Below are 14,032 nucleotides of genomic sequence, written 5' to 3'. Positions count from 1 at the left end.
GGCGATAAGACAGCCTCCTATTCCTTATGTTTCTCTTTCGTTTCGGGAAATAGCTCGTCCGCGGCTTCCGTTTGATACTGCAACGTGTTATCTCTCGCTGACAGTTCATTTCGGAAATTTTCATCAAGCACATTTTTCAGTAAATACCGATGAAAAAAGTATTCAAAAACAGTAAGACAGGCAGCGGAAAGGAGAGCTGCTCCAAATGGTGAGAAATCGTTTCTTGTTTGGGTTAAAACAAATACCCAAAGAATAACGAATGAAAGGCCAAAGTCAGCCAATGAAGCTGTAATATTGTTTGTTCTGGGTAAGACGAGCATGTCACCAGAAAGATAGGAAACAAAACCTAAGAAAAGTGCAATAAACATCACACTTAAAAAGGATGCGTGATAGACTCTGTCCAAAATCACATATAAAAGGGCGAGAGTGAAAGCAATCTTTGAAGCAAGCGCAATGATATGTTTCATTTGACCACCTAAATTGTTATTTTTTGAAGAAAATTCTTGGGCGTAAACAAATGATAAATAATGCAATTCAAAACCATTCATAATGGTCATGTTACTATTTTAAACAGTCCGTTTTTGTTTACACTGGTATTTTTTTTCAGCAGTATGAAACTTTCTTATGAAAAAAGACGTATATGTGGATGATCAGCTTTCAAGGGGGGAATGATTTGTGGAGATAAAAGGAATCAATCACTTGTTATTTTCAGTTTCGCATTTGGATACATCGATTGATTTTTATCAAAAAGTGTTTGATGCAAAGCTTTTGGTAAAGGGAAGAACAACTGCATATTTTGACATGAACGGCATCTGGCTAGCGCTTAATGAAGAACCAGACATCCCGAGAAATGACATTAAGCTTTCTTATACCCATATTGCTTTTACAATTGAAGATCATGAATTTGAGGAGGTATCAGCTAAATTAAAAAGACTTCATGTCAATATTCTGCCTGGCAGAGAACGAGATGAACGCGATCGAAAATCAATTTATTTTACCGACCCTGACGGCCACAAATTTGAATTTCATACCGGAACACTTCAAGACAAGCTTCGATATTACAAACAAGAAAAAACCCATATGCACTTTTATGATGAAACGGCCTTTTGATATCACACACCATATTTCATATAAGGTTAAATTTAAAGAAGGGTGTTGGTGGAGACTTTATGTTTGGGGAAGGTTTCTACCCGATTAGTTCAACGATGCCATATCTTTTGAACTGCACAAGTGATTCGGTGAAGGAGAATTTGAAATACATATTACATTTTATATGAAGAAAGCGAGCTGTTTTAACAGAGTGTTGAACTACCTAAACTATGTACTAAATTTTCAGTTATATCAATTGCCTCGCCCTTTAATAAATATAAAACCGCATCCTTCCACGACCTAAAAATGAAACGTTTTTAAGAAGATAGCGTCTAATATTCTAAACGTTCATATTTTGAATAAAAGTTTCCTGAAGGAAAGAAAATTTCTTGACTTCAACAATTGTTTGGTGGATAATTATGGTGTAAACATGATGTTCTTTTTCCTCCTATTCAGGCTCGCACCCAAAAGTCAGGGCGAGCCTGCTTTTTTTGAACAACAAACCCCCTCTCCGTAAAGGAAAAGGGGGTTATTTCATGCATCTGATAGATCAATAGATTAATGGACGGTTCTGAACACGCCAATCACTTTCCCTAGAATGCTGACATTCTGCAAAATGATAGGTTCCATCGTTGGGTTCTCAGGCTGCAAGCGAATGTGTGTATCCTCTTTATAGAATCGTTTTACAGTTGCTTCATCATCTTCTGTCATCGCAACTACAATTTCCCCATTGTTCGCTGTGTTTTGCTGTTTAACGATGACATAGTCCTTATCGAGAATACCAGCATCTATCATACTGTCTCCCATAATCTCCAGCATAAATACATGCTCGTCTGGAGGAACCATGCGGTCAGGGAGCGGAAAATATTCTTCAATATTTTCTACTGCTGTAATAGGAGATCCCGCCGTGACTTTCCCGATGACCGGTACATTAACGACCTGGCTTTGCGGAATGTCTACTTCTTCATCAAGAATTTCTATTGCTCTTGGTTTTGTCGGATCCCGTCTGATCAGCCCTTTTGTTTCCAAGCGGGCCAAATGGCCGTGGACAGTAGAGCTGGACGCAAGCCCGACAGCCTCTCCGATCTCTCTCACGGAAGGCGGATATCCTTTTGATTTAACCTCTGCTTTAATAAAACGGAGGATATCAAGTTGCCTTTTTGATAGCTTCGTCATTTTTCGCACCTCAAAACGTCGATTTTAAGAAGATTATAGCATGATTTTCCTTACAGTACAAACATAGGTTCGAAAAAACAATTGACAGAAACGTTTGTTCGTATATACTGAAATTATAAAAATGCGAACAAACATTCCTGTTGGAGGTTATGATCATGAGTAAAGAATCTATTATTTTTGTCGGTCTGTTCACAGTGATTTTGAGCGCGGTTATCCTTATGCTGTCATATACAAGCAGCGGCCAAGAGCTTAATCAGTATGTTAAAATAGAAGTCCAGCAAGGCGACACACTCTGGTCAATTGCTGATCAGGTAGCCGATACAAAAAAGATAAACAAAAATGATTTTATTGAATGGGTAGCTGATAAAAATCAACTTCAAACCTCTGATATCCAGCCGGGTGATGAGTTAGTGATCCCATTGAAAAAGAAGCATCAGGATGCATATGAATTAGCAACTGTAAGATAGAGAGGAAAGAGAGATAAAATGAAAGCACTCATTTATGCCCGTGTAAGCACAAATAAAGAACAGCAGGAAACGTCATTAAAGCGGCAGGAGGAGGAGCTTACGGCCATTGCAGCGGAGAACGGCATGGAAGTGGTCAAAGTGATTTCAGAAAAAGCCAGCGGATATGAAATGGATCGGGATGGTGTATTTGAGCTGCTTGATGTGATTAAGAACGCTGGAATTGATGTCATTTTGGTTCAGGATGAGACTAGGCTCGGACGGGGAAACGCAAAAATCGCACTGCTTCATTGTATTTATAGAGAAGGTGTGAAAGTCTATACAACGGCTCATAGAGGTGAACTGGAGTTATCGGAGGCTGACTCAATGGTCTTGGAAATCGTCAGCATTGTGGAAGAGTATCAGCGAAAGATTCACAACATGAAAATCAGACGGGGAATGAAACGTGCAGTAAAAAACGGTTTTAAACCGCAAAAAAACTTAAAAAACCAACATGGGAACAGTGGAAAAGAAAAAATAGAGGTGCCAATCTCAGAGATCGTCCGCCTGAGAGCGAATAAACTGACGTTTGCTGAAATCGCGGCTACCCTAAGAGGGTTTGGCTATGATGTCTCTAAAGCAACCGTTCACCGGCGTTTTCAGGAATACATAGAGAATGAAGAGACAGCAGAGTGAATCAGTTGTAAAACTTTTTTTGATCTAGTACTATATAGACAAAATGCAATAAAGGAGTTTAACATGATTTCAAACGCGAAAATTGCCAGAATTAATGAACTTGCTGCCAAAGCTAAAGCTGGCGTTATTACAGAAGAAGAAAAAGCCGAACAGCAAAAGCTCCGTCAAGAGTACTTGAAAGGTTTTCGTTCTTCTATGAAGAACACGTTAAAAAGTGTGAAAATCATTGACCCAGAAGGCAATGATGTTACACCAGAAAAGCTAAAAAGAGAACAAAGAAATAACAAACTTCACTAATATAAGAGGAATACGGCAATATCGTATTCCTCTTTTGCATATACTATAATCAAAACTCTTATGTGACAAAATTCAACAAGTTTCTCTCAAATTTAAGCTGAAACAGTTGAGAAAAAGTCGTCAGACATTTATGATGTAAGGGTACAACACATAAGGAAGGGGATTTTTATGGATACAATTGAAAAGAAATCAGTTGCTACCATTCGCACACTGTCAATAGACGCTATTGAAAAAGCAAATTCTGGTCACCCAGGGATGCCGATGGGAGCCGCTCCAATGGCATACACGCTGTGGACAAAATTTATGAACGTAAGTCCGGCAAACCCTGGCTGGTTTAACCGTGACCGTTTTGTTTTATCTGCTGGACACGGGTCAGCACTATTATACAGCATGCTTCATTTAAGCGGGTTTGATCTTAGTATTGAAGATCTTAAGGGATTCCGCCAGTGGGGCAGCAAAACACCAGGACATCCGGAATTCGGACATACTGCCGGTGTTGATGCTACAACAGGTCCGCTTGGCCAAGGAATTGCCATGGCAGTCGGTATGGCAATTGCTGAACGCCATTTGGCGGAAACATATAACCGCGATTCATTTAACGTAGTCGATCATTATACATACAGTATTTGCGGTGATGGTGATTTAATGGAAGGTATTTCTTCTGAAGCCGCTTCACTCGCAGGCCATCTTCAGCTTGGCCGTCTGATCGTACTATACGATTCTAATGACATCTCTCTTGATGGAGACCTCGACCGTTCATTCTCTGAAAACGTGAAACAGCGTTTTGAAGCAATGAATTGGGAAGTTCTTTATGTTGAGGATGGAAACAATATTGAAGAATTAACAGCGGCTATCGAAAAAGCACGCCAAAATGAAAAGAAACCTACATTAATTGAAGTGAAAACGACAATCGGATTCGGTTCACCTAACCGTGCCGGTACATCCGGTGTTCACGGTGCACCGCTTGGTAAAGAAGAAAGCAAATTAACAAAAGAAGCTTACGCGTGGACATATGAAGAAGACTTCTACGTTCCGTCAGAAGTCTATGAGCATTTCGCTGCAGCTGTTAAAGAATCAGGTGAGAAAAAAGAACAAGAATGGAATGCTCAATTCGCTAAATATAAAGAAGTTTATCCTGAACTTGCTGAACAGCTTGAACTGGCAATCAAAGGAGAGCTTCCGAAGGACTGGGATCAAGAGGTTCCTGTGTATGAAAAAGGAAGCAGCCTGGCATCCCGTGCATCTTCCGGTGAAGTTCTCAACGGACTTGCGAAAAAAATTCCTTTCTTTGTCGGAGGTTCTGCTGACCTAGCGGGATCGAACAAAACGACTATTAAAAATGCCGGTGATTTTACAGCGGTTGATTACTCAGGCAAAAACTTCTGGTTTGGTGTACGTGAATTTGCGATGGGTGCAGCCTTAAACGGTATGGCGCTTCATGGCGGTCTTCGTGTATTCGGCGGAACTTTCTTTGTCTTCTCTGATTACCTGCGTCCTGCGATTCGCCTTGCAGCGTTAATGGGCCTTCCTGTGACATATGTCTTCACACATGACAGTATTGCGGTTGGTGAAGACGGTCCGACGCACGAGCCTGTTGAACAGCTTGCTTCACTCCGTGCGATGCCTAACCTTTCTTTGATCCGTCCAGCAGACGGCAATGAGACAGCAGCAGCATGGAAGCTTGCAGTGCAAAGCACTGACCACCCAACAGCGCTAGTGCTTACACGTCAAAACCTTCCTACCATCGATCAAACATCTGAAGAAGCATTGGCAGGAGTAGAAAAAGGTGCATATGTCGTTTCTAAATCTAAAAACGAAACACCTGACGCTCTTCTCATCGCTTCCGGATCAGAGGTAGGTCTTGCAATTGAAGCGCAGGCTGAATTGGCAAAAGAAAATATCGATGTTTCTGTTGTCAGCATGCCTTCAATGGACCGTTTTGAGAAACAATCTGATGAATACAAAAACGAAGTCCTTCCTGCAGATGTGAAAAAACGTCTTGCAATTGAAATGGGCTCATCATTTGGATGGGGCAAATACACGGGGCTTGAAGGTGACGTTCTCGGCATAGACCGATTCGGTGCATCTGCTCCTGGTGAAACCATCATTAACGAATACGGCTTCTCAGTTCCGAACGTAGTGAATCGAGTTAAGGCATTAATCAATAAGTAAGCTTTTGAAAGAGGATGAGTCAAATCATCCTCTTTTTCTTGTTTATCCGACAAAAATAGTATTGGCTGTTTAACAGTAATAGACAATTCTTTCTTTTCTTCTTTTGTATAATAGAGAGCAAATGAAATGCTGCTGGAAAAGGGGATGAAAAGATGGAACGTCACTACTATACGTACCTGATCAAAGAGGAATTTGCCAATCACTATTTCGGCCGGGAATCGGTTATGTTTGAGCTGTTTCAAGACTATCATTGGACAAGCCTTGAAAAGCAGCAGTATGAAATGACAGAGAAACAGATTCAATATATTACACAACCAATCCCGATTTTACATATGCATCAGCGGTTAAAAATGAATTTAAACAAGACGGATTACAGGCAGCTGGATTATATTTATAGAATAGCTTTGCCGAAAGCAAAAGGCCACGCGACGTTTATGATGAAGGAGCACATGATAGAAATTGTGGCTTCGGGAGATTACGAGGCAGAAACAATATTCTTTGAAGTGTTAAGAAAAGTAAGCCCTTGCTTTTTAGCAATGGATTTCAATTCGAAGCGTTACGGATGGCTAAATCCGGTGAAAGAAAGAAATTTTGTCTAAAACCGAAGAAAAAGAGATGTAAATGTTGTATAATAGCTTTTGGTTTAGTACACTTTAAACTAGACAACATGAAGGAGGAAATAAAATGACTTTATGGGTTGGCATCCTAGTGGGCGTTGTTGCATTGCTCATAGGTGTTGCACTCGGGTTTTTTATTGCTCGTAAATATATGATGAGCTACCTGAAAAAGAATCCGCCTATTAATGAACAAATGTTACGCATGATGATGATGCAAATGGGAATGAAACCTTCTCAGAAGAAAATCAATCAAATGATGAAAGCCATGAATAATCAAACGAAATAATACGTAAAGATTATGATATAGAGAAACATGGTTATAAAATAAAAAACCCTTATACGGGTTTTTTATTTTGCAATCATTCATCACCCGCTACTGCTCGAAGGCGCTGCTTTTGATATTGTATGAGAAGATGGTCAAGCTCCTGACTGAGCTCTATCGTAATATGAGATGTCATTCCGTTCGCCATGACAATTTGCAGCAGCTCTGCTCTTTTTTTTTCAATTTCTTTTAATAGATGCTCTCTAATCACAGGGATGTATCCTTTCATACATTAGATCTTCAAAGTGAATGTTTATATTATATCCATATTTATACTAATTTTCAAATGAGAAGGAGTATAATGTCTCAATGTCAAATTAAATTATATAAGTTTTTTCTGAAAATAGAAATCCTTCAAGTGAAAGTGTTAAAAAAATGAAATGATTTTGTCATAACTTGAAGGAATGTCAAATCATGAAGGGATGATGACATGGGAGACGTGAATTATTTTTTGACATTCGGTGCGGGGTTTTTATCCTTTATTTCGCCTTGCTGCCTGCCGCTTTACCCAGCTTTTTTGTCATATATTACAGGGGTCAGCATGGACGATGTAAAAACAGAAAAGCTGCTGCTGCAGAAAAGAAGCCTGTTTCATACTTTGTGTTTTTTGCTTGGCTTTTCAGTCATTTTTATTGCTTTAGGCTATGGAACATCTTTTATTGGCAGCCTGTTTAGGGATTATCACGATGCGATTCGGCAAATTGGCGCGTTGCTTATTATTTTGTTCGGTTTCATTACACTCGGTGTGTTTCGGCCTGAGGCTATGATGAAAGAGCGGAGAATCCATTTTAAGCATAAACCAAGCGGGTTTTTAGGGTCGGTCTTAATCGGAATGGCATTTGCAGCTGGATGGACACCATGTACCGGTCCGATATTAGGTGCTGTTATCACACTTGCAGGCACCAATCCGGGTTCAGCGGTGCCATACATGATGTTATATGTACTCGGTTTTGCGGTACCGTTTCTTTTATTGTCTTTTTTTATCACAAAGCTGAAGTGGATAAGGAAGAACCAGCTTTTCATTATGAAAGCTGGCGGCGTTTTGATGATTGTGATTGGTGTGCTGTTATTCTTTAATTGGATGAGCCTGATCATTATTTTGCTGTCAGATCTTTTTGGAGGCTTTACTGGTTTTTGACGGTAAATTACTTTCGTACTACTACTAATCCTTTTGTTTTTGGTACAATAAGACTATTATCTGTGGAAATCGATTGTTGGAGGGGAATATGACAAGAGTTTTAGTTGTAGACGACGCCAAGTTCATGAGAGTGAAAATCAGAGAGATCTTGGAAGATGCAAATTACATAATCGCAGGCGAAGCGGCGGACGGTGAACAAGCAGCGGACCTGTATAAAAAACTGCGACCGGACCTTGTGACAATGGATATTACAATGCCGGTGAAAAACGGCATAAAAGCGCTTCGTGATATCTTAACCTTTGATCCTAAAGCGAAGGTCATCATGTGCACCGCCATGCGCCAGCAAAGAATTGTAACGGAAGCAATTGAGCTGGGGGCAAAGGATTTTATTGTTAAGCCGTTTGAGGAAACAAAAGTGCTGGAAGCTGTAAGCCGCGTTATGGGACATTAAAGTCATTTCTTTTCAAAATGGTTTTTTTTATTGTTTTGGAGTATAGTATATAGTATCAACACTCCGAGAAACAAAGGAATGATAAGTATGATGATTATAGTTTCATCGATTATTGCTGTGTTAATGGCTGTAGCTGTGATGGTGGTCAGAATAAAGTCCTCTGACAAGCCTGTTTCACCAAAAAAAATCATTCTTCCGCCGATTTTTATGAGTACGGGAGCGTTAATGTTTTTATTTCCGGTATTTTGGGTAACTGGTGCAGAGTTTTTGGAAGCATTCACTTTAGGTGTGATTTTCTCTATTTTTCTAATCAAAACTTCTAAGTTCGAAATTAAAAATAATGAAATTTACATGAAACGCTCTAAAGCATTTGTTTTTATATTAGTCGGTCTTTTGGTGATCAGAATCGTGATGAAATCCATCTTGAGCACATCAATCGATTATGGTGCACTGAGCGGAATGTTTTGGATTCTGGCTTTCGGTATGATTGTGCCTTGGAGAATCGCCATGTATTTATCATATCGAAAACTTCATAACGAGCTGCAGTCAGCTAATATTCAAATGAATTAAAAAACCTTTCCTCTTGTCAGGAAAGGTTTTTTATTTGAGAAGGGTCTGATAAGGTTCCAAATCGATTTTTTTGTCCCGCAGATGCCTTTTTAAGAAGGTATGGTCTCTTTTAGGAGTTGCGAGAATATAGCCTTTGATCATAAGTTGCTGATCAATCTTTGCTACCTTTTCTTTTAATGCAAGCTCACCGATTTTGCCTGCGATTTTGGCTTTTGCTGCATCTCTGAACAGTTCTGGCACCGGCGCAGTCAATTCATCTAGAAACTGTTTGTTTTCATCGTTCCATAAATGTCTGCTGTTTTCAATATAGTAATCCTGCCAATCAAGCTCTGATCTGCCGTCCTCTTTTGGTAAACGCTTTAAAAACTTTCGAAACATGAAAAAACCGCCGATTGATAATAAGACTACCATCATGATCACCCAAAACAGAATAAACCATAAAAACCATCCTTCCAGCATCAATCATTCCCCCTTATTCTAACCATATTGTATACGAAGAGAGATTAGAAGAACACAGTAAAAAAAGAATAGAAAAAAGTGATAGACGTCTAGTCAAAAGAGATAGTAGATCATATTCTATTGTATAGTGAATCTGCTATTTGGCCATGGGAGAGTCACTAGAGGGTATTTGACGATAAATGGACGGAAAAAAAAGTCACTTTCATAATAGGGGATGAAAGTGACTTTTTATGTTTAGCTGAGAGGAAATTGAAGAGAAAAAGAAGAGCCATCTTCTGTTTCTTTATTGACGGCGACTGTGAGTATTTGATTTTCGCATTCGGCTTGAATTGTTTTGTCATTAAAATAAAAAGGAAGCATCATTTGTTTTTCAAAAGTCTGTCCTGACGATTTGACAGTTAAGATGAACTCGCATCCAGAAAGGGTAACTGTTACTTGTGTAGGCTGTAAAAAAGTCAGATCCGCTTCTATAATATACTGCTGACTAGTTTCATATAAATCAATAGGCAATGTTTCGTCGTACCAGGCGAAGGGGTCTTCAAAAAATTGCCGAAGCCATTCATCCATACTATCGAAATCATTTGCATCGTTGCGTTTTGAATGGTCCATGGAAGCATTCCTCCACATATCAACCTTGCTTAACATCATATGCGGTGGATTATAAATGGGTGAACGCATAAAAAAACAGACACTAAGGTCTGCTTTTCTTACATATCATGGCTTGAGTTGTGCTTTTGTCTTGTATGGTTTCGGTTCTTTACTTTTTTGCTTCCGCTTAGAGGCTCAGGTTGGCCGGGATTGTGTCCTTTGGGGGCGTTTTTATGCATATCTTTACTTGTATTCTTATTGGTCATAAAATGAGAACCTCCTTAAAAGAGTTCGGTGTTATTGATTGGTTTTTCTTTTTTTGTTATTTTGGCGTTCTGCTTCAGTCAGTACAAGCTGGTCGTTTTCAATATAGCCGGCGCCTTTGCCTTGGCTTTTTGCGTCATTCATTCCGTTAATGACGTGATTCGCTTTTCTTTTGACCATCATTATCACCTCAATCATAATATGGCTCCTTTTATTGTGTTATATGAGAGAGCGTAAACAGTAAAAATTACCGGTACATTTTTCTCATAAGCCGAACTTATTGTATTTAATAAAAACATTGATATTTACTTATGTATGATTTTGTTTTAATATGAAATTGTGAGAAAATTGTGATGGAATGTAATGTTCATCTGAGAATGATCTGATCTGAAGGGGGATTTTGGAGAATGGCAAACGAGCAAAAAACTGCAGCAAAAGACGTTTTCCAAGCGAGAAAAACGTTTACTACAAATGGGAAAACATATCATTACTACTCTTTAAAAGCGTTAGAAGATTCAGGTATAGGAAAGGTTTCGAAGCTTCCTTATTCCATCAAAGTTCTTTTAGAATCAGTATTGCGTCAAGTTGACGGCTTCGTTATCAAAAAAGAACACGTGGAAAATTTGGCAAAATGGGGAACTGCCGAATTAAAGGATATCGACGTTCCGTTCAAACCGTCTCGTGTTATTTTACAAGACTTCACAGGGGTTCCGGCAGTAGTAGATCTGGCTTCACTGCGTAAAGCAATGGCAGCTGTCGGCGGAGATCCTGATAAAATCAACCCTGAAATTCCTGTTGATCTCGTTATCGACCACTCTGTACAGGTAGATAAAGCGGGTACAGAAGATGCATTAGCAGTAAATATGGACTTGGAATTCGAAAGAAATGCAGAGCGCTACAAATTTTTAAGCTGGGCAAAGAAAGCGTTTAACAATTATCAGGCAGTGCCGCCTGCAACAGGTATTGTGCACCAGGTCAACCTTGAGTTCTTGGCAAGTGTTGTCCATGCCATTGAAGAAGACGGCGAGCTTGTAACGTATCCTGATACGCTTGTCGGAACAGACTCACACACAACAATGATTAACGGTATCGGTGTTCTCGGCTGGGGTGTCGGTGGAATTGAAGCTGAAGCGGGAATGCTTGGACAGCCTTCTTACTTCCCAGTTCCAGAGGTAATCGGAGCGAAACTTGTCGGCAAGCTTCCAAATGGAACAACAGCTACTGACTTGGCGTTAAAAGTAACACAAGTGCTGCGTGAAAAAGGCGTTGTCGGTAAATTTGTTGAATTCTTTGGACCGGGAATTGCTGAACTGCCGCTTGCAGATCGCGCAACAATTGCGAATATGGCTCCGGAATACGGTGCTACATGCGGATTCTTCCCAGTAGATGAAGAAGCGCTTAACTACCTGCGCCTGACTGGCCGTGATCCTGAACATATTGATGTTGTTGAAGCATACTGCAGAAGCAATGGCTTGTTCTACACTCCAGATGCGGAAGACCCTCAATTTACTGATGTGGTTGAAATTGACCTGTCTCAAATTGAAGCAAACTTATCGGGTCCAAAGCGTCCTCAGGATTTGATCCCGTTATCTGCTATGCAGGAAACGTTTAAAAAGCACTTAGTCAGCCCTGCAGGTAACCAAGGATTCGGTTTAAATGCTGAGGAAGAAAATAAAGAAATTAAGTTTAAACTCCTTAACGGTGAAGAAACAGTTATGAAAACGGGTGCGATCGCCATTGCTGCGATTACAAGCTGTACAAATACATCAAACCCATACGTTCTGATCGGCGCCGGACTGGTAGCGAAAAAAGCGGTTGAGTTAGGGCTTAAGGTGCCTAATTACGTGAAAACGTCACTTGCACCGGGTTCTAAAGTTGTTACAGGATATCTTGTGAATTCAGGCCTTCTTCCATACATGAAAGAGCTTGGCTTTAACCTCGTTGGGTACGGCTGTACAACATGTATCGGGAACTCAGGTCCGCTTTCACCGGAAATCGAAGAAGCGGTTGCGAAAAATGATCTTCTGATTACGTCTGTCCTTTCCGGAAACCGTAACTTTGAAGGACGTATTCACCCGCTTGTTAAAGGCAACTATCTTGCTTCACCGCCGCTTGTTGTGGCATATGCGCTGGCTGGAACGGTAAACATTAACTTGAAAACCGATCCAATTGGTGTGGGCAAGGATGGTCAAAACGTATACTTTAATGATATTTGGCCGTCAATGGACGAAATCAATGCACTTGTTAAGCAAACTGTTACGCCAGAGCTATTCCGCAAAGAGTATGAAACAGTATTTGATGACAACAAGCGCTGGAACGAAATTGAAACAACAGATGAAGCTTTATATAAATGGGATAGCGAGTCAACTTACATTCAAAATCCGCCATTCTTCGAAGAAATGTCTGTTGAGCCAGGCAAGGTTGAACCATTAAAAGGTTTGCGTGTTGTCGGTAAATTCGGCGATTCAGTCACAACTGACCATATTTCTCCTGCGGGGGCAATCGGAAAAGATACGCCTGCCGGAAAGTACTTGCAAGAAAAAGGTGTTTCTCCTCGTGACTTTAACTCCTACGGTTCCCGCCGCGGAAACCATGAAGTCATGATGAGAGGAACATTTGCAAACATTCGCATCAAAAACCAAATTGCACCGGGTACAGAAGGCGGATTTACAACGTACTGGCCGACTGGTGAAGTAACATCCATCTATGATGCGTGCATGAAATACAAAGAAGATAAAACTGGTCTTGTCGTATTAGCAGGAAAAGACTATGGTATGGGATCTTCACGTGACTGGGCTGCAAAAGGAACAAACCTTCTCGGCATCAGAACGGTCATTGCAGAGAGCTTCGAAAGAATTCACAGAAGCAACCTTGTATTCATGGGTGTGCTGCCGCTTCAGTTTAAACAAGGTGAAAATGCGGATACACTCGGCTTAACGGGTAAAGAAGTCATTGAGGTAGATGTTGATGAAACAGTTCGTCCTCGTGACCTTGTGACTGTAAGAGCAATCAATGAAGACGGCAATGTAACAACTTTTGAAGCAGTCGTACGCTTTGATAGTGAAGTTGAAATTGATTACTACCGCCATGGCGGCATCCTTCAAATGGTGCTTCGTGAAAAAATGAAGCAGTCCTGATGAATCAATAGGAAGAGAAGGCATTTCGCTTTCTCTTCTTTTTATGACACAATGTGCTGCGGAGGTGGCATATGCTGAAAAAATGGCTCGCAGGGATTCTGCTTATCATGCTAGCCGGTTATACGGGATGGAATTTATATCAAACATACAGCAAAAAAGAAGTCGGAATTCAAGAGGGGAAACAAGCACCTGATTTTACTTTGAAAACGCTGTCAGGAGAGAAAAGCTCTTTACAGGATGCAAAAGGCAAAAAAGTGCTGCTCAATTTTTGGGCAACTTGGTGTAAGCCGTGCCGTCAGGAAATGCCTGCGATGGAAAAGCTGCAAAAAGAGTACGCCGACAAACTTGCGGTTGTTGCGGTAAATTTCACTTCAGCTGAGAAAAGTGAGAAACAGGTCCGAGCGTTTGCTGATACGTATGATTTAACGTTCCCCATTCTGATTGATAAAAAAGGGATCAATGCTGACTATAACGTGATGTCATATCCAACGACATATATCTTAGATGAAAAAGGTGTTATCCAAGACATACACGTTGGCACCATGACAAAAAAAGAAATGGAACGAAAACTGGATCTTGATTAGATTCAGTTTTTTTTATGCTCAAATATGCT

At 40.3% G+C, this 14,032-nt stretch carries 19 protein-coding genes and 1 pseudogene; 13 read left to right on the top strand and 7 right to left on the bottom strand.

Annotated elements, in window-relative coordinates; all coding sequences use genetic code 11:
* Positions 1–17: 17 nt before the first annotated feature.
* Entirely contained in the window at positions 18–467 is a 450-nt protein-coding gene (locus tag M1D94_RS11750; RefSeq protein WP_003245454.1) for a YndM family protein, read from the bottom strand.
* A 208-nt stretch (positions 468–675) separates the two neighbouring features.
* On the opposite strand from M1D94_RS11750, the gene fosM reads away from it, so the two are divergent.
* Together fosM and M1D94_RS11740 are read left to right on the top strand one after the other, a co-directional pair.
* Entirely contained in the window at positions 676–1,110 is a 435-nt protein-coding gene (fosM, locus tag M1D94_RS11745; protein ID WP_456270252.1) for a FosM family fosfomycin resistance protein, read from the top strand.
* Positions 1,019–1,277 (top strand): annotated as a pseudogene (locus tag M1D94_RS11740) (hypothetical protein). Before fosM ends, M1D94_RS11740 begins: the two are co-directional and overlap by 92 nt.
* 370 nt (positions 1,278–1,647) lie before the next feature.
* On the opposite strand, the gene lexA reads toward M1D94_RS11740, so the two are convergent.
* The gene (lexA, locus tag M1D94_RS11735) at positions 1,648–2,265 is read right to left on the bottom strand and encodes a transcriptional repressor LexA (protein WP_003238209.1); all 618 of its coding nucleotides are present in this window, start codon (positions 2,263–2,265) and stop codon (positions 1,648–1,650) included.
* Positions 2,266–2,414: 149 nt separating this feature from the next.
* Between lexA and yneA the strand changes: the two genes are divergently transcribed.
* The 6 genes from yneA (at position 2,415) to M1D94_RS11705 (ending at position 6,776) form a co-directional block, all read left to right on the top strand.
* Entirely contained in the window at positions 2,415–2,732 is a 318-nt protein-coding gene (gene yneA / locus M1D94_RS11730; protein ID WP_003231598.1) for a cell division suppressor protein YneA, read from the top strand.
* An 18-nt stretch (positions 2,733–2,750) separates the two neighbouring features.
* A complete protein-coding gene (locus M1D94_RS11725) occupies positions 2,751–3,404 on the top strand; it encodes a YneB family resolvase-like protein (protein WP_041850785.1) in 654 nt (217 codons plus the stop codon).
* A gap of 63 nt (positions 3,405–3,467) precedes the next feature.
* Entirely contained in the window at positions 3,468–3,701 is a 234-nt protein-coding gene (locus tag M1D94_RS11720; RefSeq protein ID WP_003231595.1) for a DUF896 domain-containing protein, read from the top strand.
* A gap of 168 nt (positions 3,702–3,869) precedes the next feature.
* On the top strand, positions 3,870–5,873 hold the full coding sequence (tkt, locus tag M1D94_RS11715) for a transketolase (RefSeq protein ID WP_003231593.1): 2,004 nt from the start codon (positions 3,870–3,872) through the stop codon (positions 5,871–5,873).
* A 152-nt stretch (positions 5,874–6,025) separates the two neighbouring features.
* Positions 6,026–6,472, top strand: coding sequence for a sporulation inhibitor of replication protein SirA (gene sirA, locus M1D94_RS11710; protein ID WP_003231591.1), 447 nt, complete (start codon positions 6,026–6,028; stop codon positions 6,470–6,472).
* Between the two features lie 85 nt (positions 6,473–6,557).
* On the top strand, positions 6,558–6,776 hold the full coding sequence (locus M1D94_RS11705) for a YneF family protein (protein WP_003221221.1): 219 nt from the start codon (positions 6,558–6,560) through the stop codon (positions 6,774–6,776).
* A 73-nt stretch (positions 6,777–6,849) separates the two neighbouring features.
* On the opposite strand, the gene ynzD is transcribed toward M1D94_RS11705, so the two are convergent.
* Positions 6,850–7,023, bottom strand: a complete 174-nt coding sequence (gene ynzD, locus M1D94_RS11700) for an aspartyl-phosphate phosphatase YnzD (protein WP_010886518.1) — start codon at positions 7,021–7,023, stop codon at positions 6,850–6,852.
* A gap of 219 nt (positions 7,024–7,242) precedes the next feature.
* On the opposite strand from ynzD, the gene ccdA reads away from it, so the two are divergent.
* The 3 genes from ccdA to M1D94_RS11685 all read left to right on the top strand — a co-directional run bounded on the left by ccdA (position 7,243) and on the right by M1D94_RS11685 (position 8,971).
* Entirely contained in the window at positions 7,243–7,950 is a 708-nt protein-coding gene (gene ccdA, locus M1D94_RS11695) for a cytochrome c-type biogenesis protein CcdA (RefSeq protein ID WP_015383767.1), read from the top strand.
* An 88-nt stretch (positions 7,951–8,038) separates the two neighbouring features.
* Positions 8,039–8,401, top strand: coding sequence for a response regulator (locus tag M1D94_RS11690; protein WP_014476939.1), 363 nt, complete (start codon positions 8,039–8,041; stop codon positions 8,399–8,401).
* A gap of 78 nt (positions 8,402–8,479) precedes the next feature.
* On the top strand, positions 8,480–8,971 hold the full coding sequence (locus M1D94_RS11685; RefSeq protein ID WP_072174017.1) for a CcdC family protein: 492 nt from the start codon (positions 8,480–8,482) through the stop codon (positions 8,969–8,971).
* Between the two features lie 30 nt (positions 8,972–9,001).
* Here the strand turns inward: M1D94_RS11685 and yneK are convergent, their stop codons facing one another.
* The 4 genes from yneK to sspO all read right to left on the bottom strand — a co-directional run bounded on the left by yneK (position 9,002) and on the right by sspO (position 10,462).
* Positions 9,002–9,430: a DynA interaction protein YneK gene (gene yneK, locus M1D94_RS11680; protein ID WP_003231580.1), complete on the bottom strand. Its 429-nt coding sequence runs from the start codon at positions 9,428–9,430 to the stop codon at positions 9,002–9,004.
* A gap of 234 nt (positions 9,431–9,664) precedes the next feature.
* Complete coding sequence (cotM, locus tag M1D94_RS11675; protein ID WP_072174018.1) at positions 9,665–10,057, bottom strand: outer spore coat protein CotM; 393 nt, start codon at positions 10,055–10,057, stop codon at positions 9,665–9,667.
* Between the two features lie 80 nt (positions 10,058–10,137).
* Positions 10,138–10,284 (bottom strand): small acid-soluble spore protein P, encoded by a 147-nt coding sequence (locus tag M1D94_RS11670; RefSeq protein ID WP_003221237.1) that lies wholly within the window; start codon positions 10,282–10,284, stop codon positions 10,138–10,140.
* A gap of 31 nt (positions 10,285–10,315) precedes the next feature.
* Positions 10,316–10,462, bottom strand: coding sequence for an acid-soluble spore protein SspO (gene sspO / locus M1D94_RS11665; RefSeq protein ID WP_003244839.1), 147 nt, complete (start codon positions 10,460–10,462; stop codon positions 10,316–10,318).
* A gap of 227 nt (positions 10,463–10,689) precedes the next feature.
* Between sspO and acnA the strand changes: the two genes are divergently transcribed.
* On the top strand, positions 10,690–13,419 hold the full coding sequence (acnA, locus tag M1D94_RS11660; protein WP_021479772.1) for an aconitate hydratase AcnA: 2,730 nt from the start codon (positions 10,690–10,692) through the stop codon (positions 13,417–13,419).
* Positions 13,420–13,490: 71 nt separating this feature from the next.
* Entirely contained in the window at positions 13,491–14,003 is a 513-nt protein-coding gene (locus M1D94_RS11655) for a redoxin domain-containing protein (RefSeq protein WP_021479773.1), read from the top strand.
* Positions 14,004–14,032 lie beyond the last annotated feature (29 nt).

The sequence above is a fragment of the Bacillus sp. JZ109 genome, from assembly GCF_053903135.1.
Note: the sequence above shows the minus strand (reverse complement) of the source record. Positions and strands in the feature narration are given on the sequence as shown.